This window comes from Microbacterium sp. HMH0099 (assembly GCF_049384025.1).
Lineage (GTDB): Bacteria > Actinomycetota > Actinomycetes > Actinomycetales > Microbacteriaceae > Microbacterium.
Genome location: NZ_JBMRJR010000001.1, coordinates 694,772 through 718,079 on the forward strand (window position 1 = coordinate 694,772; position 23,308 = coordinate 718,079).

Genomic DNA, 23,308 nt, shown 5'->3' on the forward strand with positions numbered 1-23,308 from the left:
CGGATGCCCGGGCTCTCGGGGTGTCGTTCTATTCTACGGGAGGCATCCGTCGCCCATGACGCCGTATCTCACGTGGTAGAGGGCGGGGCGCTCGTCGTCCCGGCCCGGAACGTGCAGACGAGGTCGAGACCGGAGGGCTCGCCGTCCTCGAGCATGGCGGCGACCGCATCACCCGCGGCACGCCCCTTCGCCGTCGCCGGCTGGACCAGCGTCGTCAGCACGTGCGGGGCGAGGCCGTCCACCACAACCCCGTCGAAGCCGGTGACGCTGACGTCCCGGGGGACCTCGAGGCCCGCCTCCTCGGCCGCGCGGATGACGCCGGCCGCGAGGAGGTCGCTCTGCGCGATGACCGCGGTGGGACGCCGCTCCGCGTCGGCGAAGAGCGTGCGGCCCGCGATGGCGCCCTCGTCGATCGAGCTCGTCGCCGCGGCGAGCGCGGGGGCGTCGGGGAAGACGTCGCGCGCTCCCGCGAGCCGGTCGGCCGTCACGTCGACCCGGACCTCCGCGTCGTCGGCGATCCAGCCCCGGCGGCGTTCGGCGTCGGCGGGGAGCGTGACCAGGGCGACGTCGCGGTGGCCGAGCTCGGCGATGTGGCGGGCGGCCTCGCGCTGGGCCTCGCGGTTGTCCAGCAGGACCCGCGGGATCCCCTCACCGGCATCCCCTTCGACAACGACGACCGGGATGCCGCGGGCCCGCACGACCGCGAGGGAGTCGCGCATCCGCGGACTGCAGCCGATCAGCACCGCCGCGTCGATCGGCGCGGTGTGGAGGGAGGGCTCGCTGACGGTCTCGCCGTCGTCGCGCAGCAGGAGCAGGGCGGCGCCGAGGCGGGACACGCCGTCGGCGAGGCCGTCCATCATGTGCGTCGTGACCGGGTCGAGGAAGGCCGTCCCGAGGTGCTGGTCGAAGACGACGCCGACGATGCCGGAGCGTCCCCGGCGGAGCGAGGCGGCCCGGGGGTCCGGCCCGGTGTAGCCGAGCGCCTGGGCGGCAGCGAGCACTCGGGTGCGGGTGGCCTCGGACGTCGGTGTCTTGCCGCTGAACACCACCGAGGCGGTCGACAACGAGACGCCGGCCTCGCGGGCCACGTCCGAGATGGTCGCTCGGCGGGTGCTCACCCCCCGAGGGTACCCCGCGGCACGCCGCGGAACGAATCGATTCGATCGACGCCGAAACGATTCGGTACCATGGCCGCATGGACACCACCCTGACGCGCTCCCAGCTCATCCGCTGGCACGTCGCCATCTGCGCGATCTTCCTCGCCAGCGGGCTGAGCATCGCCACCTGGGCGTCGCGCGTGCCCGCCATCCGCGGGTCCCTCGGCATCGAGAACTCGGGCGTCGGACTGCTGCTGCTCGGCATGGGGGTGGCATCCATCACCGGTCTCTCCATCGCGCCCGCCGTGATGGCGCGGATCGGCGTGCGTCGCGGCATGCTCGCCGCACTCGTCCTCGTCGGCGTCGGGGTGATCGTCGTCGGCATCGGGTCGGACGTCGTCCAGCTCTTCGGCGTCGCCCTCATCGGACTGGCCGTCTTCGGCTTCGGCAACGGCGCGGTCGACGTGATGATGAACGTCGAGGGAGCCGCACTCGAGAAGACCACCGGCCGCACGATCATGCCGCTGCTGCACGCCTTCTTCAGCTTCGGCACGGTCATCGGCGCCGGCCTCGGGTTCGTCGCGGTGAGCCTGCAGATCTCCGTCCTCGCGCACTGCACGGCCATCGGACTGGTCATCCTCGCCGTCGCCCTGATCGCCGTCGCGAACGTCCCGGTGCGGGAGGGGACGATGGATGCCGCCTCCCCGGCCGAGCGCGCGCACTGGCGCGAGCGGCTGCACGCCTCGCTGGCCGCCTGGCGCGAGCCCCGCACCTACACGCTCGGCGTCATCATGCTCGGCATGGCGTTCGCGGAGGGGAGCGCGAACGACTGGCTGCCCTCGGCCGTCGTCTTCGGACACGGCGCCCCGGAGGAGGCGGGCCCCGCCGTGCTCGCCGTCTTCTCCGTCGCGATGACGGTCGGCCGCATCCTGGGCGGACCGGTCGTGGACCGGTTCGGCCGGGTCGTCGTCCTCCGGGTCCTCGCCGCCACCGCCGCGGGCGGCCTGCTGCTGTTCATCCTCGCGCCGTTCGGTCCGCTCGTCTTCGTCGGTGCCGCCCTCTGGGGCCTGGGCGCCTCGCTCGGCTTCCCCATCGGCATGTCGGCCGCCGCCGACGACCCGGCCAAGGCCGCCTCGCGCGTGGCCGCCGCCGCCACGATCGGCTACGTCGCGTTCCTCTGCGGCCCGCCCGTGCTCGGCTGGATCGGCGACCACATCGGCCTGCTGCCGACGCTGCTCATCGTGGTCGTGCTGATCGTGGCATCCGGTCTCTTCTCCGGCGCCGCGCGACCCCTCCCCGTCGAGAAGCCGACGACGGCCCAGCCCGTCCGTCGCGATTAGGCTCGTCGGGTGCGCCTCGTCATCGCCCGCTGCTCCGTGGATTACACGGGCCGCCTCAACGCCCACCTGCCCCTGGCCACCCGGCTGCTGGTGCACAAGGGCGACGGTTCGCTGCTCGTGCATTCCGACGGCGGCTCCTACAAGCCGCTCAACTGGATGAGCCCGCCGTGCGCGCTCACCGTCGAGCAGCCCGATGCGACCGACATCGAGGACGGCGTCGTCGAGCGCTGGCGCGTCACGCACGCGAAGAGCGGCGACGCGCTGCTGGTCCGCATCCACGAGGTCATCCACGACACGTCGCATGAACTGGGCGTCGACCCGGGTCTCATCAAGGACGGCGTCGAGGCCGACCTGCAGCGCCTGCTCGCGGAGCAGGTGTCGGTGGTCGGCGACGGTCTGACGCTGGTCCGCCGCGAGTACCCGACCGCGATCGGGCCCGTCGACCTGCTCCTGCGCGACGACGACGGCGGCACGGTGGCGATCGAGGTCAAGCGCCGCGGCGACATCGACGGCGTCGAGCAGCTCACCCGTTACCTCGAGCTGCTGAACCGCGACCCCCTGCTCGCCCCCGTCAGCGGGGTCTTCGCGGCGCAGGAGATCAAGCCGCAGGCGCGGGTGCTCGCCACCGATCGCGGCATCCGGTGCCTCACCCTCGATTACGACGAGATGAAGGGCGTCGACTCGGGCGCCCCCCGCCTCTTCTGACGCGCACCGGCGGACGGCGCCCCGCGCGGCGGGCCGGACGCGGCGGCGGGTAGCGTGGGGTCCATGGCTGAGCGCTCCCCCTGGTCGTGCGTCCTCTGGGACGTGGACGGCACCCTCGTCGACGCGTCGGAGGGCATCCTCCGTCGGTTGACGATCACCCTCGAGCACTTCGGGCGTACCGCGCCGCGCCGCGACGAGCTGTCGCGCTGGATCGGCCCGCCGATGTTCGAGTCGTTCCAGGAGAACGTCGGGATGACGCCGGAGGAGGCCACCGAGGCCGTCGCGTTCTACCGCGGCCTCAACAAGAAGGAGGGCTACACGGTCAGCGCACAGCTCTACCCCGGAGTGGGCGAGATCGTGCGCGACCTGCACGCCGCCGGCGTGCCGCAGTCCACCGCCAGCTCCAAGCCCGAGGTGCAGGTCGTGGCCCTCATGGAGCACTTCGGACTCGCTCCGGTGCTCGAGGCCATGGTGGGCGCCACTCCCGACGAGCGGACGTTGAGCGCGAAGTCGGACATCGTCAAGGAGGCCCTCCGGCGTCTGGATGCCGCCGGCCACGACGTCTCCCGCCCCGTCCTCATCGGCGACCGCCATCACGACGTCGAGGGCGGCGCCATCGCGGGCGTCCCCGTCGTCTTCGTCCGGTGGGGCTTCAGCTGGCCGCACGAGGCGGACGGGTCCGTCGCCGCGGTCGACACCGCCGACGAGCTGCGCGCGGTGCTGCTCGTGTCCGACGACGTCTCCGTCGGTGGCTGAGCTCCCCTGGCTGGTGCCCCTCGGCATCGGCCTCGTCGCGGTCCTCTTCGCCGCCGCCCTGACGATCCTCGTCGTCCGCCTCTCCCGGCGGTCGCCGCGCGCGCGGGAGGCCGCCCGAGCGGCCCGCCGCGAGGCCGAGACCGCGCTGCTGCGCCTCGACGACGCCGTCGACGACCTGGACATCGCCGTCGAGGCATCCGGTGCCCTCATCGATGGTCCGGACGAGCTCCGTCGCGCCCGCGCCGCCGCCGCTCGGACGCGCGATCGCGGATACACGGAGGTCGCGACGCTCCGGGCCCCCAACCGCATCCCCGCGGAGGTGCGCGCGGATGCCGTCCGCATCCGCGGGCGCCTGAGCGACGCCGTGGCGCGGGTCGAGCGGACCCGCGCGGAACTCGACTCCTGGGCCGACGCGCACCGACCCCTCGCCGACCGCCTCGCCGCCGCCCGGGCGCGCCTGGACGAGACGCTCGCCGCCACCGGCGATCCCGCCCCGCTGCAGGAGGCGCTGCGACGCCGGTTCGACGTCGAGGACATCGCCGACGCCGAGTCCGCGGCACGTCAGGCCGCAGACGCCCGCGCCGCGGCGGACGACGCCCTCGCCGCCGGGGAGGCGGACAGCCCGCACCGGGCCACGCGGGCCACCCGCGTCCTCGCGCGGTCGCTGCGCGGCATCGAGGAGATGCACCGCTCGGCGCTGCAAGCGGCCGAGAACGTCGAGCGGGAGATCGCGACCGTCCGCGTCGAGCTGACCGGCCGTCCTGACCTCGCCGACGCGGCCGGCGCCGTGGACCGCGCGGCGGAGACCGCCACACGCCGTCCGCGAGCGGCGATCGCGGCCGTCGCGCGCGCCCGGGAACGGATGGACGCCGCGCCCCTCGGCTCCGTCACGACGCGTCAGCGCATCGAGGCGGCGCGTGCGGCTCTCCCGGGGACGCTCGCGTGCGCGCGGACCGCGCTGACGGCCGCGGAGACCGCCGCGGACGGCGGACCGCTGGACGCGCGGCTCCGCCGGCAGCAGGCGCGGCGGGAGCTGGCCGCGGCGCGAGCGGCCACCGACCCGGTCAGCGCGCTCGTGGCCGCTCGGGCGGCGTGGAGCGACGCACTCGAGGCATCCGCGTCCTGACGGGCGTCGGGACGCGGGACGCGCGTCAGAGCGGGCGGATGTTCTCCGCCTGCAGGCCCTTGGGGCCCTGGGCGATCTCGAACTCGACGCGCTGGTTCTCCTCGAGCGAGCGGTAGCCGCCCGACTGGATGGCGCTGTAGTGGGCGAAGACGTCCTGACCGCCCTCATCCGGAGCGATGAAGCCGAAGCCCTTCTCCGAGTTGAACCACTTGACGGTGCCCTGCGTGCTCATCGATTCGCCGTTTTTCGCTCTAGCCGACGCCGAGCGCGCCGGTCGATGCCCACAAAGGTAGCGGCGAGCGCGGATCGCCCGCGAGCCCGTAATCCAAACGTTGCATCGCGTGACGGTGAACGATCGCGCGAACCCCCTGAAGCCCATACGACGCCCGGGCCGAGCTTCGCTCAAAGGCCCGGGCGTCGACGGATCCCCCCGGATATGCCGCGCAGAAGCGCGACGGCGATCACTTTACAACCGCAGACAGCCGCTGTGCGACATCGAAGCTGTGAATTTCGCCTGTCAGGCGGAATGTTGTGGTACTCCGCCCCCGTAAGATGCCCCTGATGAACACTCGCCGACGCGCTTCCGCTCTCGTCGACGAGGCGTACGCCGCCCTCGGAGACGCGATCGTGGACGGCCGCCTGCAGCCGGGTGATCGGCTGCGGGACGTGGTCCTCGCCGAGCACATGGGCATCTCCCGCACGCCCGTCCGCGAGGCCCTGCAGCGCCTGGAACGGATCGGCCTGGTCGAGGTCGCAGCCAACCGGTACACCCGCGTGTCCCCGGTGTCGGAGCGGGCCCGTTCCGACATGCGCGAGTACGTGGTCCACATGATCGCCACGACGATGTACGTCACCCTGCTCCGCACGGACAACGACGACGACGTGGCCCGCGGAGCGGAGCTGCTGCAGGCCATGGGCCGGGCGGAGACCTCCCCGGAGTACGTCGAGGCCGGACTCGAGGTCCTCACCCACTTCACCCGCGCGAGCCGCAACGGCGTGTTCCGCGAGACGCTGCGTCAGGCCGACCTCGTGGTCCGCCGCAACCTCGAGGGATGGGCCCCCTCCGTCACCGACCCCGTCGCGCGGGCGGACCTGTTCGCAGACCTGCACCGCGCCGTCGGCGAGCGCGACCACCGGCACGCGACGGTCTTCTTCCTCGCCCTGCACGGGCGGTTCTGACCAGCGGACCCGTTCGCCGCCGACTCGCAAGGGTCGCGCGGGTCCTTCCGCAGCCCCCTAGGGTGACCGCATGCCCCGAATCGAGCTGCGAGACGTGACCGACGAGGACCGGGATGCCGCCTTCCCTCTCCTGCAGGACGGGTCGCCGACGTGGCGGCGCGCGGCGTTCGCCGAACGGTCCGCGTTCGACGCCTGGATCGACGAGCAGTTGACCGACGACGCGGTGATGCTCCAGGCGGTCGTGGTCGACGGCGACCCGCGCGGACTCTCCGCCGTGCTGCCCGTCGACGACGACCGCGAGATCGTCTTCGCCCTCCTGCCCGGCACGGACGCGGCCGTCACCGGCGAGGTCGTCCGCCAGCTCACGGCCCGCGAGGCCACCCGGCCCCTGTACGCGTGCGTCTCCGTCGAGAACGACCCCGCGCACGACGTCCTCGCCGGGATCGGCTTCGTGGAGTCCGAGCGCGACGACGACGAGATCGTCTACGTTCTGCCTCCCACCCTGGAGTGAGGGCGGACCCCGTCGCGCGTTTGTCAAGCGCAGTCTGGGCGCATCCCCCCGGGGTCACACTCGGGAGATGACGACCGAATCCCCCGACGCCGAGAACCTCCCCGACGAGCAGGCGGCCCGTCCGTTCGGCTCCTGGCTGACGCTGATCAACGGCGGCGAGTAGCCGCCGAGCCATGACGTCCGGCCCTGACGACGATGCAGCACCGGAGGATCGCGCTTCGCACGAGGCGCGGGCGCTCACGGGGCTCGTCGCCGCGCGGTACGGACTGGCTCTCCGCGAGCTCGTCCCGATCGAGGGCGGATGGGATCCCGCCGCATCGGTCTGGACGGGCCGGGATGCCGCCGGCGCCCAGTACGGGGTCAAGGTGACCACGCGGGACGTGACGTTCGGCCTGACCGTCGCCGGGTCGCTCGCGGGTGAGGGGGCGACGGGCATCGTGCACCCCCGGCCCACCCTGGACGGCGGTCTGTGGACCGTCGACGACGGACGCCTGATCACCGTCTTCGACTGGGTGGACGGCGTCGACGCGGTCGACCTGGGTCCGGACAGCGTCGACTGGCTCTCTCTCGGCCGGATGCTGCGCACCGTGCACGACCACCCCGCCCCTCCCGACGTGCGGCCCCACCGTCGTGGCATCCGTCGGGTCCGGAAGTCCCTGCGCGCACTGGTCGGCGACGTCGACGTCGCGCTCCGGGACGCCCCCGCCGTGCTCGCGGAGAGATGGGATGCCACCCGCCCGCGGCTGCTGCGACTCGTCGAGGCCGAGCGGGCGCTGAAGACCCTCCGCGCACCGTCCGTCCGCGTCACCACCCACGGCGACCCGCACCTGGGCAACGTCCTCCTCGATGCGGACGGCCGCCCCTGGCTGATCGACTTCGACGAGGCCTCCATCGCCCCGCGGGAGCTCGACCTGATGCTCGTCGAGCTCGGCGTGCTCTTCGACACCCCGCTCACCGACGCGCACCGCGCACTCTTCCGCGAGGGCTACGGCACCGACATCGTCGTCGACCGTCAGCGCATCGCCCGGTTCGGCTGCGTCCGAGCCGTCGAGGACGCCACCGCCGCGTTCCTCGCCGCGCTGGACCGCGCGGACCCCGCAGACCCAGCCCCTTCTCGCATGCTCGACGGCGTCCTCGGCCCCCAGGGCCTCGTGACGCTCGTCGAGTCCGAACTCGATCGGCTGCCCCTCAGCCGCGAGTTCACCGACATGAAAGTTGACCGATGAAGACCACACGAATGCTGGGCTCCGCCGCCACGGTGGCGGCGGCCGCCCTCGCCCTGAGCGGTTGCGCCGGGTTCACCGGCGGCGGGAACGACACGACGGAAGGCACCCTGACCTTCACGACCTGGTCCAGCGAGTCCGAACAGGCCGCCTTCGAGCAGCTCGTCGACGAGTTCGAGGCGCAGAACGACGGCGTCACCGTCGAGCTGAACGTCGTCCCCTACGACCAGATGTTCACCAACATCGACGCGCAGCTGTCGGCCGGCAGCGCGCCGGACGTCTTCCGCGTCGACTACGGCAACCTGGGCGTCTACTCCAGCCAGGACCAGCTGCTCGACATGAGCCCGTACGTCAGCGACGAGGAGATCGCGCAGTTCACGCCGGCCATGTGGGAGGCGATCTCCTACAACGGCACCCCGTACGGCGTCCCGCACCAGACCGACGTGTCGGCGCTGCTGGTCAATACCCAGCTGCTCGCGGACGCGGGGATCACCGACCTGCCCACCACGCAGGCCGACGCGTGGACCTGGGACGAGTTCGCCGAAGCGGCCGCGACGCTGAAGGCCTCCCTGCCCGCCGACACCTATCCGTTCGTCTACAACTGGCAGCTCGGCGGCACGCCGCGCTGGCTGAGCTGGCTGTTCCAGGCCGACGGACGCCTGTTGGAGGAGGACGGGGTGACACCCGCGATCGACTCCGCCGCCGGTACCGAGGCGCTCGACTTCACCCGCTCGTTCTTCGAGAACGGCTGGGTGCCCCCGACCAGCTCGGTCAAGGGCGCCACCTACGCCGACGCGTTCTTCACGGAGGAGTCGGTCGCCATGGCGTTCGTCGGCTCGTTCGTCGTCCCCGACATCGAGAACCTCGCCGGGTTCGAGTGGACCGCCCTCCCGATGCCCGTGGACGAGCGCGGGGCCACCGACCTCGGCGGCAACGCCCTCGTCGCGACCAGCGGGACGGACCAGCCCGAGCTGGCGGCCGAATTCCTGAAGTTCATGGTCGAGGCGGACAACATGTCGGCGTTCTGCGCGGCAACGAACGAGCTGCCGACGCGGGTCGACATCGACCCCTCGTCGATCGACTTCGCCGTGCGGCCCGATGTCATGCCCGTGTTCGTCGAGCAGGCGGCGACGATCCAGCCGTCCGATGTCGAGCAGCTGACCTCGCGGTACCTCGCGCCGATCGCGGTCTCGATGCAGGACCAGCTCGAGGCGGCGTTCGTGAACGGGCAGAGCACCGCCGACACGCTGGCGAACCTCACCTCGGCCATCCGCCAGGCGACCGGCTCATGACGGTCGCGTCCGCCGGCGGCCGGTTCGGCGTCGCGCCGGCGACCCGGCCCCGGCGGGCGCGCGTCCGCGAGACGCTGACGGGGTACGGCTTCATCGCGCCGAACATGCTGTTGATGGGGCTGTTCCTCTTCGTCCCCATCGTCTTCGCGGTGCAGCTGTCGTTCACGCGCTTCCAGGGCTTCGGCGATCCGGAGTTCGTCGGCCTCGCCAACTACTCCCGGATGGTGGCGGACCCGGTGTTCTGGCAGAGCCTCGGGAACACCCTCCTCTTCACCGCCATCACGGTGCCGGTGGAGTTGATCGGCGGCCTCGGCCTGGCGGTCCTCCTCAACTCGGTGCTGCCGGCGAAGGGCGTGTTCCGCACCATCATCGTGCTGCCGCTCGTCATCTCCGGCGTCGCGTCCGGCATGATCGCGGTCACGATCTTCAGCGAGGGCTCGGGCATCATCAACAAGACGCTCCAGGCGGTCGGACTGAGCCCGGTCGCCTGGCAGTCCGACGGGACGGCGGCCTTCGTATCGGTGATGATCACCGCCATCTGGCTGCGCATCGGCTTCAACATGGTGATCTATCTGGCCGGGCTGCAGAGCGTCTCGCCCGAGCTGTACGAGGCGGCGCGACTCGACGGCGCGGGGCGGTGGCAGCTGTTCCGCCACATCACGACCCCGCTCGTCGGTCCGTCCACGTTCTTCCTGCTGATCATGAACGTCATCGCATCGTTCCAGGTGTTCGACATCGTCTTCGTCATGACCGGCGGCGGCCCGGGCTTCTCGACCTCGGTGCTCGGCACGTACGCCTACCGGAACGGGTTCCAGATCCGCGAGCAGGGCTACGGCGCCGCCCTCGGCGTCGTGATCCTCCTCATCACCCTTCTCTTCACCTACATCCAGTGGCGCACGAGCCGTTCGCGCGACACCGTCGAGTGAGAGGCATCCATGACCTCCTCCACCCTCACCCAGATCGGCCCGGTCGGTCAGCCGCCCGCGCCGGTCGAGCCGGCGCCGCGGCGCCGCGGACGTCGAGACGGATCCCGGCTCGGCCTCGCCGTGCGGATCGCGCTGGCCGTCGTGGCCTCCGCCGTGGTGTTCTTCCCCCTCTATTGGATGCTCGTCATCGCGTTCTCCCCGCGCGGCGAGGTGTTCCGTCCGGGTGGGGTGCAGTTCTGGCCGAGTCAGCTCAGCACCGAGAACTTCGCCACGGTCTTCGCCCGGTTCCCCGTCGCGGAATGGTTCGTGAACTCCGTCGTCATCGGGGCGTTCGTCACCGTTCTGACCGTGACGGTGAACCTGCTCGCGGGGTATGCCTTCGCGCGCATACGCTTCGCCGGTCGCGGCATCCTGTTCATCCTCGCCCTCGCCACGATGATGATCCCCGTCCAGGCGATCATGGTGGCGCAGTTCCGCCTGGTCACCGGACTGCAGCTGGCCGGCACCTACTGGTCGGTCATCCTGCCAGGCGCCGCGGCCGCGTTCGGGCTCTTCCTGGCTCGGCAGTTCTTCCTCAGCATCCCGCAAGAGCTGATCGAGGCCGCCCGCATGGACGGCGCCGGCCACCTGCGCACGTTCGCGCAGATCGTGCTGCCGCTCAGCAAGCCGCTCATCGCGGTCCTCACCCTCCTGACGCTGCTCGGCAGCTGGAACGACTTCGCGTGGCCGCTCATCGCGTTGAAGGACCCGGCCCTGTTCACCCTGCCGATCGGCCTGCTGTACCTGAAGGGGCAGTCCACCCCCGATTACAGCGCCAGCATGGCGCTCGCGCTCATCTCGGTGATCCCGATGGTGGTGCTGTTCCTGCTCTTCCAGCGCTACTTCGTGCAGGGCTTCGCGCGCAGCGGCATCCGGTGATCCCTCCCGCCGACCGGCGGCGAGCGCACCACTGAACCGCTACCGATTCGAGCGAATACGTATAGCGGCCAGCCGCCGGACGTCGCTAGCTTTTCGGCGAGCGTCGTCCGGCACCGGCGGCGCTCCGCACCTCCTCATCCCGGTCGCCAATCCCGAGGGGGCGCCGTCGGCGGGGGTCCAAGATCCCGGATCCCCGCCGACCGTGTGCGCGCCGCGGTGGAACGCCACCTCGTCCGCGATCGTTCCGGGCTCGGGATGCCGCCGGCGTCTCGTCGCGCACGACGTTCTCGCCCGATGGCAAGGGGCGACTCGTGGGGCCCTCGCGCGGTTGACTGAGCGCAGCAGCGGCATCCACGAGGAGGAGCACATGTCCGGTCACGATCACACCCGGCCGCGGGACATGCGTGCCGACCTCGAAGCGCGGCTGGACGCGGCCCGCGCCCTCGTTCAGAGCTCGCTGCACGGTATCCCGGACGAGACGCTCCGGAAGGAGCTCATCCCCGGCCGCCCGTCCATGCTCGGGATCGCACGGCACACCGCCTTCGTCGAGGCCGTGTGGTTCGGCGAGGCGGTCACCGGCCGGCCGCGGAAGGAGCTCGGCGTCCCGACCTCGACCGCGGCCTCGTGGAACGACCGGAAGACCGACACCGCCGAGTCCGTGGCCCAGCTGTGCCGGGAGGTGCAGCAGCACGGGGACGAGAACCTGCGAGCCGTCCCCCTCGACGAGGTGGCGTCGTCCTCGCGCGAGATGACGACGCACGCGCTCCTGCTGCACGTGCTGGACGAGCTGTCGTGGAACACCGGGCAGCTCGACATGCTGCGCTCGATCGCCGTGCGCTGAGCGGCGACGCCGCGGCATCCGTCGGTCGTCGGGCGACGAGCGCCGTGCGCACCCCGGGACCCGGCGGGCGAGCCCGGCGCTCTCGGCTAGCATGCAGACGTGCCGTCCCGCCCGGGGCGCCGGAGCGGAGAAGGAGGACCCGTGCTGTCGGTCGTCCTCGCCCTCGCCTCGGCCGTCGCGTACGGGGCGAGCGACTTCTTCGGCGGTCTCGCCTCGCGACGGGTCGAGGCGCTGCGGGTCATCCTCGTCAGCTACCCGGTCTCGGCGGTCCTCATCCTCGTCGCGGCACCGTTCGTCGGGGGCGGCCTGTCGCTGCCGGCGCTGCTCTGGGGCAGCGCGTCCGGCGTGGCGACGGCGCTGGCCATCTGGTGGTTCTACATCGCCCTCGCCGAGGGGCCGATGAGCGTCGTGTCGCCCGTGACGGCGGTCCTGGTCGTCGTCATCCCGGTGATCGCGGGGGTGCTGTTCGGCGAGCGGCCGACTCCCCTGGCGTTCGGCGGGATCGCGCTGGCGGTCGTCGCGATCGCCCTGGTCAGTCGCGAGGGCACGCAGGCCCACGTCGAGGACGACGTGCGGCGGTTCACCGCCCGTGTCGCCCGCATCACCGTCGGGGCGGGCGTGCTCTTCGGCCTCAGCTTCGTCTTCACGCACCAGATGCCGGCGGACGGCGGACTGTGGCCCCTCGCCGTGGCCCGCATCGTCGCCGCTCTCGTCGTCATCGGCGTCGCGCTGCGACGGGGACACACCGAGGTCATCCGCGGCAGCACGTTCCGGCTCGCCATCGCCATCGGCCTGCTCGACGTCGTCGCCAACGTGGCGATGCTCTACGCGTTCCAGACCGGTCTGTTGTCGCTCGCCAGCGTGGTCATCTCCCTCTACCCCGCGATCACCGTCGGCCTGGCGATCGGCGTGGTCCGCGAACGCGTCGTCGGCGTGCAGATCGTGGGCATGGTCCTCGCGGTCGCCGCGATCCTCGTCATCGCCCTCGCGGGCTGACGCTCAGTTGGCGGACGACGCGGGGATGCCGCGGCGCGACCGAGCGCGCCCGTCAGACCCGGACGGTCGTTCGAGCCAGGATGCGGTCCAGCGACGAGGGCCGCAGCACCTCGTCGCTGACGATGTAGGCCAGCCCGATGACTCCGGCATGCTCTCCCAGGGTGGATCGGGCAATGGTGAGGTCACGGGTCACGAGCGGCGTCGCCCGCTGGTACACGCGTTCCCGGATCCCCGACATGAGGTTCTCATCGCACTCGGCCAGCATCCCGGACAGGGCGATCACGCGGGGATTCAGGATGCTGACGAGATCGGCGATCGCGTCGCCGACGACGCGGCCCGCCGCGCGAACCCGCCGCACCGTCTCGATGTCGCCGTTGCGGACGAGCTCGACGATGTCCCGGGCGCCGGCGGCGGGGATGCCGACCTCCCGCAGCTCCCGTTCGATTGCCCATCCGCCCGCATAGGCCTCGACGCAGTCGAAGCTGCCGCATCGGCACTCCCGCGGCTCCGGGTCGACGATCGTCGCCCGCGTGTGTCCGATGTCTCCCGCCGCCCCTTTGTCTCCGCGGATGATCTGGCCGTTGAAGACCAGGCCCGCCCCGATCCCGGTGCCGAGCTTGAGGGCGATGACGTTGTCCAGGCGGTGCACGCGCGCTTCGGCGACGGCACGGGCGTTGGCGTCGTTCTCGACCAGCACCGGTGCGTCGTAGTGCGGGGCGAACCACGCCGCGATGTCGAAGCGGTCCCACCCGGTCATGATGGGAGGGTTCACCACGCGGTGCGCCGCGAACTCGACGGGGCCGGGGACGCCGACGGCGATGCCCCAGACCTCGTCGCCGGTGTCGATCGCCCGGAAGGCCTCCAGGACGAGGGAGAGCACCGCCTCGGGGCCGCTCCACACGTCGATGGTGCGCTCGGCATCCGCCAGCGGTGCGCCGGAGAGATCGCACGCGGCCACCGTGAAGCCCGTCGCTCCGATGTCGGCGCACAGGATGACCGCGCGGCGTGCGGAGAAGTCGAAGCGGCTCGAGGGTCGGCCACCGGTCGACTCGCCACCCTCGACCGGGACGAGGAGGCCCGACGCGGTGAGCGTCGACAACCGGTGGTTCACGGTGGTCCGCGACAAGCCGGAGAGGGCGATGACGTCCGTTCTGCTGAGCTGGCCGCGCTCGCGGAACAGGCTCAGAACGTCACTCTCATGCGACCCGCCGTCCATGTCTCCTCCTCGCGTCAGTGCCCTCAGCGTATCTTGCAGGGGGTTGAAAGGCTACCTACTTTTGTGTTGCTAAAACTCAAAAGCGGGTCTACATTGATGCCAACGGCACGCAGCAGTGCCTCCGATCACGAGGGACATTGATGTTCAGCACACACGCTCCGAAGCGTCGGCTTCTTCTCCTCGGCGCACCCGTCGCCGCGGTCGCACTCGCACTGGCCGGATGCTCGACGGGCACCGACGCCGGGGCCGGCGACGGCTCCAGCGCCGTGGCCGCCGTCATCAAGGGCTTGGACAACCCCTTCTTCCAGGCGATGGAGGACGGCATCGACAGCACGGCCGAGGCGGACGGCGTCGACGTCAGCGTGCAGGCTGCCGCCGACATCGGCGACACCACCGGGCAGGCGGACAAGCTCACCACCCTCGCGGGACAGAGCTTCGGCTGCTTCATCGTCAACCCGATCAGCGGCACGAACCTCGTGCAGGCGCTCGCGCCGGTGGCCGCCGCCGGCACGCCGATCGTCAACATCGACCAGCCGATCGACGCCGAGTCCGCCGAGGCGGCGGGCGTCACGCCGGCCACCTACATCGGCACCGACAACGAGGCGGCCGGAGGCAAGGCGGGCGACTTCGTGGTCGGAGCCGTCCCCGCGGGGTCCAAGGTCGCCGTCATCGGCGGCATCTCCGGCGACGTCACCAGCGCCGCCCGCGTCGACGGCTTCACCTCCGCCGTCGACGGCACGCTCGACATCGTGCAGGAGGATGCCGCGGACTGGAAGCGTGAGATCGCGCTCACCAAGGCGACCGACATCATCGCCGCCAACCCCGACATCGCCGCCTTCTTCGCCGCCAACGACGACATGGGTCTGGGCATCGTCAAGGCCGTCGAGAACGCCGGCAAGACCGGTCAGATCGTCGTGGTCAGCGTCGACGGCAACCAGGACGCGCTCGAGTCGGTCCAGTCCGGCGGACTCTCGGCCACGGTCGCCCAGTACCCCTATGCCATCGGGACGCTCGGCGTGCAGGCCTGCCAGGTCGCCCTGCAGGGCGGCGACCTGCCGAAGAACATCGAGTCGCCCACCGCTCTGGTGACCGCGGACAACGCGGCGGACGCCATCGCGAAGTTCCCGCAGCCGTTCGAGGAGTTCGACAACCCCCTCGCCGAGCAGCTCGGCGAGTGACGTCCGGGAGCCCCGCGCGTCCGCGCGGGGCTCCTCCCTCCCCCCAGGTCATCTCTAGGAGAAACAGGTCTGCCGTGACCACGCCCCTCAAAACCACCACCCTCGACGTTCCGAAGAACGGCTTGCGCGGCGTCGCGAACGACGCCCGCAGCCTGAGCTTCTGGGCGGAGAACGCGGCCCCGGTCGGACTGGTCCTGCTGGTGATCGTCTTCGCCGCCCTCAGCCCGACCTTCCTCACTCTCGGCAACATCCAGGCGATGCTGATCGCCGCCGCGATCCTCATCATCCTGGCCGTGGCGCAGTCCTACGTGATCACGACGGGCGGCATCGACCTCTCCATCTCCGCGACGATGACACTCGGCGCGGTCGGCTTCGGCCTGGCCTTCCAAGCCGGGCTGGGCTTCTGGCTCGCCGCCCTGATCGCCGTCGTCACGTCCGGCGCCGTCGGGGTGGTCAACGGTCTCCTCATCGCCAAGGGCAAGGTCACCGACTTCATCGCCACGCTGGGGACGCTGTCCGTGGCCACCGGTCTCGCCCTCATCCTCACCTCCGGCGCTCCGATCTCGGTCACGAGCCCCGAGCTCATCCGCCTGACCACCGGCCGCGTGTGGATCCTCGGCTTCCCGTTCCTCATCGCCGCGGCCATCGCCGTCGTCTTCTGGTTCGTGATGTTCCGGACCCGGTTCGGTCTCCACGTCCAGGCGGTGGGCGGCAGCGAGGAGGCGGCCGTCGCCAACGGCGTGAGCGCGCAGCGCGTGCGCATCATGGTCTACGTGCTGGCCGGCATGCTCGCCGGGGTGGCATCCATCCTGCTCGTCGCCCGGATCGGTGCGGCGGAGCCCGCCATCAACACCGCGTACCTGCTGAACTCCATCGCTGCGGTCGTGCTCGGCGGCGTCGCGCTCACCGGTGGCCGCGGCAAGATCGTCGGGCCCGTACTCGGCGCCCTGCTGCTCACCGCACTCACCAACGGACTCACCCTGCTCGGGGTCTCCCAGTTCTACCAGCCGCTCGCCGTGGGACTCGTCGTCGTCCTCGCGGCCCTTCTCACGAGGTTCCAGAAGAAATGACCACCGCCATCGGGAACGACGTCGTCTTCTCCGCCCAGAACATCACCAAGTCCTTCGGGGGCGTCCACGCCCTCCGCGGCGCCTCGATCACCATGCGTCGCGGCGAGGTCACCGCGCTCATCGGCGACAACGGCGCCGGCAAGTCCACCCTGGTGCGCTGCCTCTCCGGCATCCATCGTCCGGACTCCGGCACCATCACGCTGGACGGCCAGGAGGTGAGCTTCGACAGCCCGCTCGCCGCCCGCGAACGCGGCATCGAGACGGTGCAGCAGAACCTCGCGCTGGTCGAGGACCTGACCGTGTGGCAGAACTTCTTCCTCGGGCGCGAGAAGACCAAGGGCTTCGGCCCGTTCCGCATCCTGGACCGCTCGGCGATGCGCGCCACGGCCCAGGAGATGGTCTCGGATCTCGCCGTGAACGTCCCGCCCGTGACCAGCCGGGTCCGTCGACTCTCCGGTGGTCAGCGTCAGGCGGTGTCCATCGCGCGTGCCGCGGGGTGGGGCGGGTCCATCGTCATCATGGACGAACCGACCGCCGCGCTGGGCGTGCAGGAGACGGCACGCGTCGAGGGCATCATCCGCAAGCTCAAGGAGCAGGGCGTCGCCGTCCTCCTCATCAGCCACAACTTCGATCAGGTGCTCCGCCTGTCCGACCACGTCTGGGTGATGCGCGGCGGTCTCGCCGTGGCCGAACGCCGTGCGGCCGAGACCGCCGGTGACGAGCTGGTCGCGCTCATCACCGGCGCGAAGTCCGCGTGAGCGCGGGCCTTCCCCGTTTCGGGGTGCACGCCGGCCTCTGGGGGTTCGACTGGACTCCGGATGCCGCTGCCCGGACGATCGGCTCGGCGGCAGCCGCCGGATACGACTTCATCGAGATCCCCGCCGTCGACCGGAGCGTCCACCCTCCCGACGACACACGGCGAGCGCTGTCCGCGAATGGCCTCGACGCGGTGGTCTCGCTGGCGCTGTCCTTCGACGACGACATCACCTCGTCGGACCCGGCTGTCGCCGCGCGCGGTGAGCACCGCCTCGCCGAGGCGGTCGCCTTCGCGGCGGAGATCGGTGCGACCTTCGTGGGGGGAGTGGTCTTCTCGGCGATGGGCCGGTACCTGCGGCTTCCGACCGCCGCGGATCGCGACCGGTCGCTGGCCGCCCTGCGGCGGACCGCCACGCTCGCCGCCCGCGACGGGATCACCCTCGGCGTCGAGTACGTCAACAGGTACGAGTCGAACCTGCTGAACACCGCCGCGCAGACCGCGAGGTTCGTGCGCGAGATCGACCAGCCGAACGTCGTCGTCCACATGGACACCTTCCACGCCTCCGTCGAGGAGATCAGCCTCGGCGACGCCGTACGCGACGCCGGGCCGCTCCTCGGCTACATCCATGCGAGCGAGAGCCACCGCGGGCGCCTCGGGACGGGCACGATCGACTGGCGCCGCTTCGCCGATGATCTGCGCGCGGCGGGCTTCGCCGGTCCCGTCACGGTGGAGACGTTCTCGAGCGCCGTCGTGGGGACGGATGCCGCTGTCGACATCGGCCTCTGGCGCCCTCTCTGGGAGGATCCGTCGGCCGTCGCCGCGGACTCCCTGCAGTTCCTCCGCGAGCAGTTCACCCCTGTCGCCGTCACCGTCTGACCCCCCGAAAGAAAGAACCGTCATGTCCCAGAACCCGCTCGGCGTCCACGCACTCGTCTTCGCCGGAGGCACCACGCCCGATGAGATGTCGCTCATCATCGACCAGACGGCGGCGGCCGGGTACGACATCCTCGAGCTGTCGCTGCACGACTCCCCCAACCTCGACGTCGCCGACGCGCGCGGCAAGCTCGAGGCCGCCGGCCTCGGCATCGTCTGCTCCCGCGGTCTGGCCTTCACAGCCGACGTGTCGAGCGACGACGCGGAGGTCGTGGCACGCGGCGCACGGCTGCTCCACGATTCGCTGCAGATCACGCACGATCTCGGCGGCACCCACTTCACCGGTGCGCTGTACAGCGCGCTCGGCAAGTACGGGCACGCGCTGAGCTCCGCCGGTCGCGCCAACGTCGTCGCCACGCTGAAGGACCTCGCGGTCGACGCGCAGGACAAGGGCATGACCCTCGGCCTGGAGATCTGCAACCGGTACGAGACCAACGTCATCAACACGGCGGCCGACGCGCTCCGCCTGGCTGACGACATCGGTCACGACAACGTCGTCATCCACCTGGACACGTACCACATGAACATCGAGGAGGACGACTTCTCCCGCCCCGTGCGCCTGGTGGGGGATCGTCTCGGGTACGTCCACATCGGAGAGAACCATCGGGGCTTCCTGGGCAGCGGTCACCTCGACTTCGCGTCGTTCTTCCATGCCCTCGCCGACATCGACTACACCGGACCTGTGACCTTCGAGTCCTTTTCGTCCGCCGTCGTGTCGCCGACGCTGTCGAACGATCTCGCCATCTGGCGGAACCTCTGGAACGACGGCCCCGCGCTCGCGCGTCACGCGCTGTCGTTCATGACGAACCAGATCGCGACCGCTCGTGCCGTCTAACGCCGTGGGGGCTCCGGCGTGCTCCGGTCCGGCTCCCGCGCAGCCGGCTCCGCCGTCCCCGCACGCCGGTCCGCCGCCCGCGGCGCTGGCCGAGCTGGCGCGTCGGGTGGCCGACGCGGCGGTCCCGGGACGGCGCTACCTCCTCGGCATCGCCGGGAGCCCGGGCAGCGGCAAGACCACCCTTGCGCAGGCCCTGGTGGAGACGATCAACGCGGATGCGCCCGGGACGGCCGTGCACCTGCCGATGGACGGCTTCCACCTCGCCAACGCGACACTCGACCGGCTCGGCCTCCGCGACCGCAAGGGCGCGATCGAGACCTTCGACGGCTGGGGGTTCCTCGCCCTGCTCGACCGCGTCCGCGGCGAGCGCGATCACACGGTGTACGCGCCGAGCTTCCGGCGGGTCGTCGACGAGGGCGTGGCCGGCGAGATCGCGATCGACCCGGATGCCGTCATCGTCGTCGTCGAGGGGAACTACCTGCTGGCGGACGTCGATCCGTGGGCGGGCGTCCGCGACCGCCTCGATGCCGCCTGGTTCTGCGCCACGTCGGCGGAGGAGCGCGAGGCGCGGCTCGTCGATCGGCACACTCGGCACGGGCGCTCCGTCGAGGCGGCGACGGCGTGGGCCCGCGACGTGGACGGCGCCAACGCCGTGCTCGTCGAGGCGTCCCGTTCCCGCGCGGATCTCGTCGTCTCGGGCGTGACCGGTCAGCCGCTGCCGGCCGCCCCGTCCGCCTGACGCCGAGTGTCGAAACGGCCGCCCCGCTCACGGGCGGCCGTTCTGGCATCTCCGATTGAACGGTGCGGCTCAGACCCGGCTACGCACCCGGGGGCTGTTCCGAACGCGTGGCTTGGGTCTGCGGACCGGGACCGGCGGCAAGACGTCCTCACCGGCGGCGCGGCGGTGCCGCCGCTCGATCGCCTGGCCGGCGTACCCTGCGGCGATGATGAGCGCGGCTCCCGCGAACCCGGCGGCGCCGATGGCCTCGCCGCCGATGAGCACACCCACGAGCACGGCCCAGACGGGCTCGGTGCCCATGAGGATGCTCGCCCGCGTCGCCGACGTCCGGCGGACCGCCCACAGCTGCACCACGAAGGCGAACACGGAGCACAGCAGTCCGAGGAAGAGCGCGTCGAGCCACCCGGATGCCGACAGTCCCGCGATCGCCGGGGGAAGGTCGGGGCCGGCCACCGCACACGAGGTCGCCGCGCAGACCACGAGCTGGACGAACACGACCGCCAGGGTGCTGTCCGACCGGCCACGGGACAAGCGGGCGCTCGCGGTGACGTGGACCGCCCGCACCGCCGCCGCGGCCACCACGAGGGCGTCGCCGACCGTCGGCGTGCGCAGTCCCCCGCCCGACACGAGCAGGGCGACGCCGACGACGGAGACCACGGCAGCGACGAAGTACGACCGCGGCAGCCAGGACCGCGCGGCGAGACTCTCCAGCACCGGGGTGAAGATCAGCGCCAGGCTGATCAGCAGTCCCGCGTTCGTCGCGGACGTCAGGTGCACCCCCGCCGTCTCGAGCCCGATCACCGCAGCCTGCGAGCAGCCGAGGAGCGCCGCGATGGCGAGACCGCGACCGCGCGGCATCCGTTCCCTCCTCACGGCGCAGATCACGCCGAGGGCGACCGCAGCCACGATGAAGCGCAGAGCGACGGCGGGCGCGACGCCCATCTCCGTGGCGAGCTCCTTCGCGGCGAGGAAGCTCGCGCCCCAGACCGCAGCGACCGCGACGAGCAAAACGTCGACGACGAGTTCGGGGGTGCGGCGGGTCACTCGTCCAGCATCGGACCCTCGTAACGGAAGAACAACGACGGTTTGCTTCACCGTCCCGTAAGTTCGGACTTATGGATGCCGCCCACCTCCGCGTTCTGCGCGAGCTCCGCGACCGCGGGAGCGTGGCCGCCGTCGCCGCGGCGATGCACGTGTCGGCCTCCGCCGTGTCGCAGCAGCTCGCGGTGCTGCAGAACCACTCGCCGGTCCCCCTCACCGCGCGGCGCGGCCGCGTGCTGGTGCTCACGCCCGCCGGGGAGGCCCTCGCCGATGCCGGCATGCGCGTCGACAAGGCGCTGACCGATGCGCGCGAGGCGGTCGGCGCGTTCCTCGACGACCACCGGCGACCGGTCCGGGTGTCCGCGTTCCACAGCGCGGGACTCTCGTTGTTCGGCCCGCTGCTGCGCGCCCTCGGCGATGCTCCCCCGCTGCAGCTGACGGATGCCGACGTCGCCCACCGCGACTTCCCCGGGCTGACCGCCGACCACGACATCGTGATCGCCCACCGCCTCGCGCACGACGAGCCCTGGCCGGCCGAGCGCGTCGTAAAGACGCCGCTGCTGACGGAGCCGCTGGACATCGCTATCCCGACGGCGCACCCGCTCGCCGACCGCCCGCGCCTGCGCGCCGCGGACGTCGCGGACGAGAGCTGGGTGTCGGTGCACCGCGGGTTCCCGCTCGCCGGCGTCCTGGATCATCTTGCCGCCCACGTCGGTCGTCCTCTGCGCATCGCCCACCGGATCAACGAGTTCTCCGTGACAGCGGAGGTCGTGCGGGCAGGGTCGGCCGTCGCGATCATGCCCCGGATGACGGCCGCCTCTCTCGCGGTCAACGGCCTCGTGCTGCGGCCGCTCGACGACCTCCCCCTCGTGCGCCACGTCGACGCCCTCGCCCGTCCCGACGCGCTGGCCTACGCGTCCGTGCGCACGGTCCTCGCCGCGCTGCGCGACGTCGCCCGCTGACCGGAGCCCGCCGGCCGAACCTCGCAGATCGGGCTCGTCTTCGCAGTTCTGCCGCGGATTCTGCGAGATTCGACGAATTCTGCGAGCTCACGAGCGCCCGTCGCACGCCCCTCCCCCGAAAACAAGAAAGGCCCCCGGGATGAACCCGGGGGCCTTCGTCGTTCTGTGCGCGAGGGGGGACTTGAACCCCCACGCCCTTGCGGGCACTGGCACCTGAAGCCAGCGCGTCTACCTATTCCGCCACTCGCGCGAGGCACGGCACGGGATGCCGCGCACTCAACTTCCCGAGAATATCACGGCCGCGACCCTGCCACGAAACGCGCGAGGTCGAGGCATCCATGACCTGTACAGCCGTGCTGACTACGATGTGCCTACTGGTCTGCCTGCCTGAAGGAGTCTCGTGGGACTACTCGACAGTTTCGAGAAGGGTCTCGAACGCGCCGTCAACAGCGCCTTCGCGAAGACCTTCCGCAGTGGCATCCAGCCGGTGGAGATCGCGTCGGCGCTCCGCAGCGAGCTCGACAAGAAGGCCGTCGTGGTCAGCCGCGACCGCATCCTGACGCCCAACACGTTCACCGTGCGGCTGTCGCCGGCTGACGACGACAAGATGAGCGCACTCGGGTCGGCGCTGTCGACGGAGCTCGACACGCTCGTCCAGAAGCACGCCCGCACGCAGGGGTACTCCTTCGCGGGCCCGGTCGCCATCACGATCGAGCGCGACGACTCCCTCTCCACGGGGACGCTCCGCGTCGACTCGCAGACCACCGAGGGCCGCGTCGCCTGGCGCGGCGTCGTGGACATCGACGGCACGCGGCACCCGCTGACCTCCTCGCGGACCGTCATCGGCCGGGGCAGCGACGCGGACATCACCATCCCCGACGCGGGCACGAGCCGCAAGCACGTCGAGATCCTCTGGGACGGCGAGCGCGCCATGGTGCGCGACCTCGGCTCGACCAACGGCACGACGCTGAATGGCCAGAAGGTGCGCGAGGCGGCCCTGCCGCCCGATTCGACCATCTCCATCGGACGCACGAACATCGTGTTCCGTGTCGTCGCGCAGGCTCAGCCGCCGCGCCGACCCGCGCCGTCCGACGCGACGCGCGTCTTCGACGTGCGGGAACGAGGGCCCCTCTCATGAGTCCGCTGACACTCCTCCTCCTCCAGGGCGGCTTCCTCGTCCTGCTCTGGTTCTTCGTCTTCGGCGTGGTTTACTCGCTGCGCGCCGACCTGTTCGGGGTCAAGGTCCGCAAGCTTCCGGCCCCCGAGGCCGCGCCCGCGGGCCCCGCGCCGACAGCGGCGCCCGACGCCGTGACGACCCAGGTCAAGCGTCCCGCGGCCGCCCCGGCACCGGCGGGCGGCCTGGCCACGACGGCCGCCGTGTCGCGCATCGTCATCACGAGCGGCCCGAAGGCCGGGCTCGAGCTGCCGCTCGGCACCGAGCCGCTCACCATCGGCCGTTCGAGCGAGTCGGGCCTGGTCATCCGCGACGACTACACCTCCAGCCATCACGCCCGCCTCGTTCTGTGGGGCGAGCAGTGGATGCTGCAGGACCTGGACTCCACCAACGGCACGTTCCACGACGGCACCCGCGTCGCGTCGCCGGTGCAGGTGAAGGTCGGCGCCCCGATCAAGGTGGGCGCGACGACCTTCGAGCTGAGGAAGTAACG

The 23,308-nt window shown here is 71.4% G+C and carries 25 protein-coding genes and 1 tRNA gene; 21 read left to right on the forward strand and 5 right to left on the reverse strand.

The genetic code is table 11. The annotated features are described in order from the left end of the window. Window positions 1-68: 68 nt before the first annotated feature. On the reverse strand, window positions 69-1,118 hold the full coding sequence (locus ACO03V_RS03085; RefSeq protein WP_423136573.1) for a LacI family DNA-binding transcriptional regulator: 1,050 nt from the start codon (window positions 1,116-1,118) through the stop codon (window positions 69-71). 77 nt (window positions 1,119-1,195) lie between these two features. On the opposite strand from ACO03V_RS03085, the gene ACO03V_RS03090 reads away from it, so the two are divergent. The 4 genes from ACO03V_RS03090 to ACO03V_RS03105 all read left to right on the forward strand — a co-directional run bounded on the left by ACO03V_RS03090 (window position 1,196) and on the right by ACO03V_RS03105 (window position 5,024). After that, window positions 1,196-2,437, forward strand: a complete 1,242-nt coding sequence (locus tag ACO03V_RS03090) for an MFS transporter (RefSeq protein ID WP_423136574.1) — start codon at window positions 1,196-1,198, stop codon at window positions 2,435-2,437. Between the two features lie 9 nt (window positions 2,438-2,446). Beyond that, entirely contained in the window at window positions 2,447-3,142 is a 696-nt protein-coding gene (nucS, locus tag ACO03V_RS03095; protein WP_423136575.1) for an endonuclease NucS, read from the forward strand. Window positions 3,143-3,205: 63 nt separating this feature from the next. Next, window positions 3,206-3,898 carry an HAD hydrolase-like protein gene (locus ACO03V_RS03100; RefSeq protein ID WP_423136576.1) on the forward strand — a complete coding sequence of 231 codons (693 nt, stop codon included), beginning with the start codon at window positions 3,206-3,208 and terminating at the stop codon, window positions 3,896-3,898. Further along, a complete protein-coding gene (locus tag ACO03V_RS03105) occupies window positions 3,891-5,024 on the forward strand; it encodes a hypothetical protein (protein ID WP_423136577.1) in 1,134 nt (377 codons plus the stop codon). The genes ACO03V_RS03100 and ACO03V_RS03105 overlap by 8 nt, the downstream gene beginning before the upstream one ends. A gap of 25 nt (window positions 5,025-5,049) precedes the next feature. On the opposite strand, the gene ACO03V_RS03110 is transcribed toward ACO03V_RS03105, so the two are convergent. Further along, on the reverse strand, window positions 5,050-5,256 hold the full coding sequence (locus tag ACO03V_RS03110) for a cold-shock protein (protein WP_228162004.1): 207 nt from the start codon (window positions 5,254-5,256) through the stop codon (window positions 5,050-5,052). Window positions 5,257-5,585: 329 nt separating this feature from the next. Between ACO03V_RS03110 and ACO03V_RS03115 the strand changes: the two genes are divergently transcribed. From ACO03V_RS03115 to ACO03V_RS03150, 8 genes are all read left to right on the forward strand, one after another. After that, window positions 5,586-6,203 (forward strand): GntR family transcriptional regulator, encoded by a 618-nt coding sequence (locus ACO03V_RS03115; RefSeq protein WP_423136578.1) that lies wholly within the window; start codon window positions 5,586-5,588, stop codon window positions 6,201-6,203. 70 nt (window positions 6,204-6,273) lie between these two features. After that, complete coding sequence (locus tag ACO03V_RS03120) at window positions 6,274-6,714, forward strand: hypothetical protein (RefSeq protein ID WP_423136579.1); 441 nt, start codon at window positions 6,274-6,276, stop codon at window positions 6,712-6,714. Window positions 6,715-6,887: 173 nt separating this feature from the next. Continuing rightward, window positions 6,888-7,940, forward strand: a complete 1,053-nt coding sequence (locus ACO03V_RS03125; protein ID WP_423136580.1) for a phosphotransferase enzyme family protein — start codon at window positions 6,888-6,890, stop codon at window positions 7,938-7,940. Then, a complete protein-coding gene (locus ACO03V_RS03130) occupies window positions 7,937-9,229 on the forward strand; it encodes an ABC transporter substrate-binding protein (protein WP_423136581.1) in 1,293 nt (430 codons plus the stop codon). The genes ACO03V_RS03125 and ACO03V_RS03130 overlap by 4 nt, the downstream gene beginning before the upstream one ends. Next, entirely contained in the window at window positions 9,226-10,155 is a 930-nt protein-coding gene (locus ACO03V_RS03135; RefSeq protein WP_367733901.1) for a carbohydrate ABC transporter permease, read from the forward strand. Before ACO03V_RS03130 ends, ACO03V_RS03135 begins: the two co-directional genes overlap by 4 nt. A gap of 9 nt (window positions 10,156-10,164) precedes the next feature. After that, window positions 10,165-11,073 carry a carbohydrate ABC transporter permease gene (locus tag ACO03V_RS03140; protein ID WP_367733900.1) on the forward strand — a complete coding sequence of 303 codons (909 nt, stop codon included), beginning with the start codon at window positions 10,165-10,167 and terminating at the stop codon, window positions 11,071-11,073. Between the two features lie 367 nt (window positions 11,074-11,440). Further along, the gene (locus tag ACO03V_RS03145; RefSeq protein WP_423136582.1) at window positions 11,441-11,914 is read left to right on the forward strand and encodes a DinB family protein; all 474 of its coding nucleotides are present in this window, start codon (window positions 11,441-11,443) and stop codon (window positions 11,912-11,914) included. 141 nt (window positions 11,915-12,055) lie between these two features. Further along, complete coding sequence (locus ACO03V_RS03150; protein ID WP_423136583.1) at window positions 12,056-12,910, forward strand: EamA family transporter; 855 nt, start codon at window positions 12,056-12,058, stop codon at window positions 12,908-12,910. A 52-nt stretch (window positions 12,911-12,962) separates the two neighbouring features. On the opposite strand, the gene ACO03V_RS03155 is transcribed toward ACO03V_RS03150, so the two are convergent. Next, window positions 12,963-14,126 (reverse strand): ROK family transcriptional regulator, encoded by a 1,164-nt coding sequence (locus ACO03V_RS03155; RefSeq protein WP_367733896.1) that lies wholly within the window; start codon window positions 14,124-14,126, stop codon window positions 12,963-12,965. A 140-nt stretch (window positions 14,127-14,266) separates the two neighbouring features. Here ACO03V_RS03155 and ACO03V_RS03160 point away from each other — a divergent pair, with 140 nt between their 5' ends. The 6 genes from ACO03V_RS03160 to ACO03V_RS03185 all read left to right on the forward strand — a co-directional run bounded on the left by ACO03V_RS03160 (window position 14,267) and on the right by ACO03V_RS03185 (window position 19,638). Beyond that, window positions 14,267-15,304 carry a substrate-binding domain-containing protein gene (locus tag ACO03V_RS03160; RefSeq protein WP_423136584.1) on the forward strand — a complete coding sequence of 346 codons (1,038 nt, stop codon included), beginning with the start codon at window positions 14,267-14,269 and terminating at the stop codon, window positions 15,302-15,304. Between the two features lie 74 nt (window positions 15,305-15,378). After that, window positions 15,379-16,374, forward strand: a complete 996-nt coding sequence (locus ACO03V_RS03165) for an ABC transporter permease (RefSeq protein WP_367733894.1) — start codon at window positions 15,379-15,381, stop codon at window positions 16,372-16,374. After that, complete coding sequence (locus tag ACO03V_RS03170) at window positions 16,371-17,132, forward strand: ATP-binding cassette domain-containing protein (protein WP_423136585.1); 762 nt, start codon at window positions 16,371-16,373, stop codon at window positions 17,130-17,132. The genes ACO03V_RS03165 and ACO03V_RS03170 overlap by 4 nt, the downstream gene beginning before the upstream one ends. After that, the gene (locus tag ACO03V_RS03175) at window positions 17,129-18,007 is read left to right on the forward strand and encodes a sugar phosphate isomerase/epimerase family protein (RefSeq protein ID WP_423136586.1); all 879 of its coding nucleotides are present in this window, start codon (window positions 17,129-17,131) and stop codon (window positions 18,005-18,007) included. The genes ACO03V_RS03170 and ACO03V_RS03175 overlap by 4 nt, the downstream gene beginning before the upstream one ends. A gap of 22 nt (window positions 18,008-18,029) precedes the next feature. Continuing rightward, window positions 18,030-18,899, forward strand: coding sequence for a sugar phosphate isomerase/epimerase family protein (locus ACO03V_RS03180; RefSeq protein ID WP_423136587.1), 870 nt, complete (start codon window positions 18,030-18,032; stop codon window positions 18,897-18,899). Beyond that, window positions 18,889-19,638 (forward strand): nucleoside/nucleotide kinase family protein, encoded by a 750-nt coding sequence (locus ACO03V_RS03185; RefSeq protein ID WP_423136588.1) that lies wholly within the window; start codon window positions 18,889-18,891, stop codon window positions 19,636-19,638. The genes ACO03V_RS03180 and ACO03V_RS03185 overlap by 11 nt, the downstream gene beginning before the upstream one ends. A 69-nt stretch (window positions 19,639-19,707) precedes the next feature. On the opposite strand, the gene ACO03V_RS03190 is transcribed toward ACO03V_RS03185, so the two are convergent. Beyond that, entirely contained in the window at window positions 19,708-20,682 is a 975-nt protein-coding gene (locus ACO03V_RS03190; protein ID WP_423136589.1) for a DMT family transporter, read from the reverse strand. Window positions 20,683-20,753: 71 nt separating this feature from the next. Here ACO03V_RS03190 and ACO03V_RS03195 point away from each other — a divergent pair, with 71 nt between their 5' ends. Then, window positions 20,754-21,641: a LysR family transcriptional regulator gene (locus tag ACO03V_RS03195; protein ID WP_423136590.1), complete on the forward strand. Its 888-nt coding sequence runs from the start codon at window positions 20,754-20,756 to the stop codon at window positions 21,639-21,641. Window positions 21,642-21,807: 166 nt separating this feature from the next. On the opposite strand, the gene ACO03V_RS03200 is transcribed toward ACO03V_RS03195, so the two are convergent. Continuing rightward, window positions 21,808-21,891, reverse strand: a tRNA-Leu gene (locus ACO03V_RS03200). A gap of 150 nt (window positions 21,892-22,041) precedes the next feature. Between ACO03V_RS03200 and ACO03V_RS03205 the strand changes: the two genes are divergently transcribed. Both ACO03V_RS03205 and ACO03V_RS03210 read left to right on the forward strand, forming a co-directional pair. Next, complete coding sequence (locus ACO03V_RS03205; protein ID WP_367733883.1) at window positions 22,042-22,779, forward strand: FhaA domain-containing protein; 738 nt, start codon at window positions 22,042-22,044, stop codon at window positions 22,777-22,779. Then, window positions 22,776-23,306, forward strand: a complete 531-nt coding sequence (locus ACO03V_RS03210; protein WP_387054965.1) for an FHA domain-containing protein FhaB/FipA — start codon at window positions 22,776-22,778, stop codon at window positions 23,304-23,306. Before ACO03V_RS03205 ends, ACO03V_RS03210 begins: the two co-directional genes overlap by 4 nt. Window positions 23,307-23,308 lie beyond the last annotated feature (2 nt).

Excerpts from the sequence above, each read along its gene's own strand:
- ACO03V_RS03090 (WP_423136574.1), top strand. The coding sequence starts at position 1,196 with ATGGACACCACCCTGACGCGCTCCCAGCTCATCCGCTGGCACGTCGCC.
- ACO03V_RS03100 (WP_423136576.1), top strand. The coding sequence starts at position 3,206 with ATGGCTGAGCGCTCCCCCTGGTCGTGCGTCCTCTGGGACGTGGACGGC.
- ACO03V_RS03110 (WP_228162004.1), bottom strand. The coding sequence starts at position 5,256 with ATGAGCACGCAGGGCACCGTCAAGTGGTTCAACTCGGAGAAGGGCTTC.
- ACO03V_RS03115 (WP_423136578.1), top strand. The coding sequence starts at position 5,586 with ATGAACACTCGCCGACGCGCTTCCGCTCTCGTCGACGAGGCGTACGCC.
- ACO03V_RS03120 (WP_423136579.1), top strand. The coding sequence starts at position 6,274 with ATGCCCCGAATCGAGCTGCGAGACGTGACCGACGAGGACCGGGATGCC.
- ACO03V_RS03125 (WP_423136580.1), top strand. The coding sequence starts at position 6,888 with ATGACGTCCGGCCCTGACGACGATGCAGCACCGGAGGATCGCGCTTCG.
- ACO03V_RS03130 (WP_423136581.1), top strand. The coding sequence starts at position 7,937 with ATGAAGACCACACGAATGCTGGGCTCCGCCGCCACGGTGGCGGCGGCC.
- ACO03V_RS03135 (WP_367733901.1), top strand. The coding sequence starts at position 9,226 with ATGACGGTCGCGTCCGCCGGCGGCCGGTTCGGCGTCGCGCCGGCGACC.
- ACO03V_RS03140 (WP_367733900.1), top strand. The coding sequence starts at position 10,165 with ATGACCTCCTCCACCCTCACCCAGATCGGCCCGGTCGGTCAGCCGCCC.
- ACO03V_RS03145 (WP_423136582.1), top strand. The coding sequence starts at position 11,441 with ATGTCCGGTCACGATCACACCCGGCCGCGGGACATGCGTGCCGACCTC.
- ACO03V_RS03155 (WP_367733896.1), bottom strand. The coding sequence starts at position 14,126 with ATGGACGGCGGGTCGCATGAGAGTGACGTTCTGAGCCTGTTCCGCGAG.
- ACO03V_RS03160 (WP_423136584.1), top strand. The coding sequence starts at position 14,267 with ATGTTCAGCACACACGCTCCGAAGCGTCGGCTTCTTCTCCTCGGCGCA.
- ACO03V_RS03170 (WP_423136585.1), top strand. The coding sequence starts at position 16,371 with ATGACCACCGCCATCGGGAACGACGTCGTCTTCTCCGCCCAGAACATC.
- ACO03V_RS03180 (WP_423136587.1), top strand. The coding sequence starts at position 18,030 with ATGTCCCAGAACCCGCTCGGCGTCCACGCACTCGTCTTCGCCGGAGGC.
- ACO03V_RS03195 (WP_423136590.1), top strand. The coding sequence starts at position 20,754 with ATGGATGCCGCCCACCTCCGCGTTCTGCGCGAGCTCCGCGACCGCGGG.
- ACO03V_RS03210 (WP_387054965.1), top strand. The coding sequence starts at position 22,776 with ATGAGTCCGCTGACACTCCTCCTCCTCCAGGGCGGCTTCCTCGTCCTG.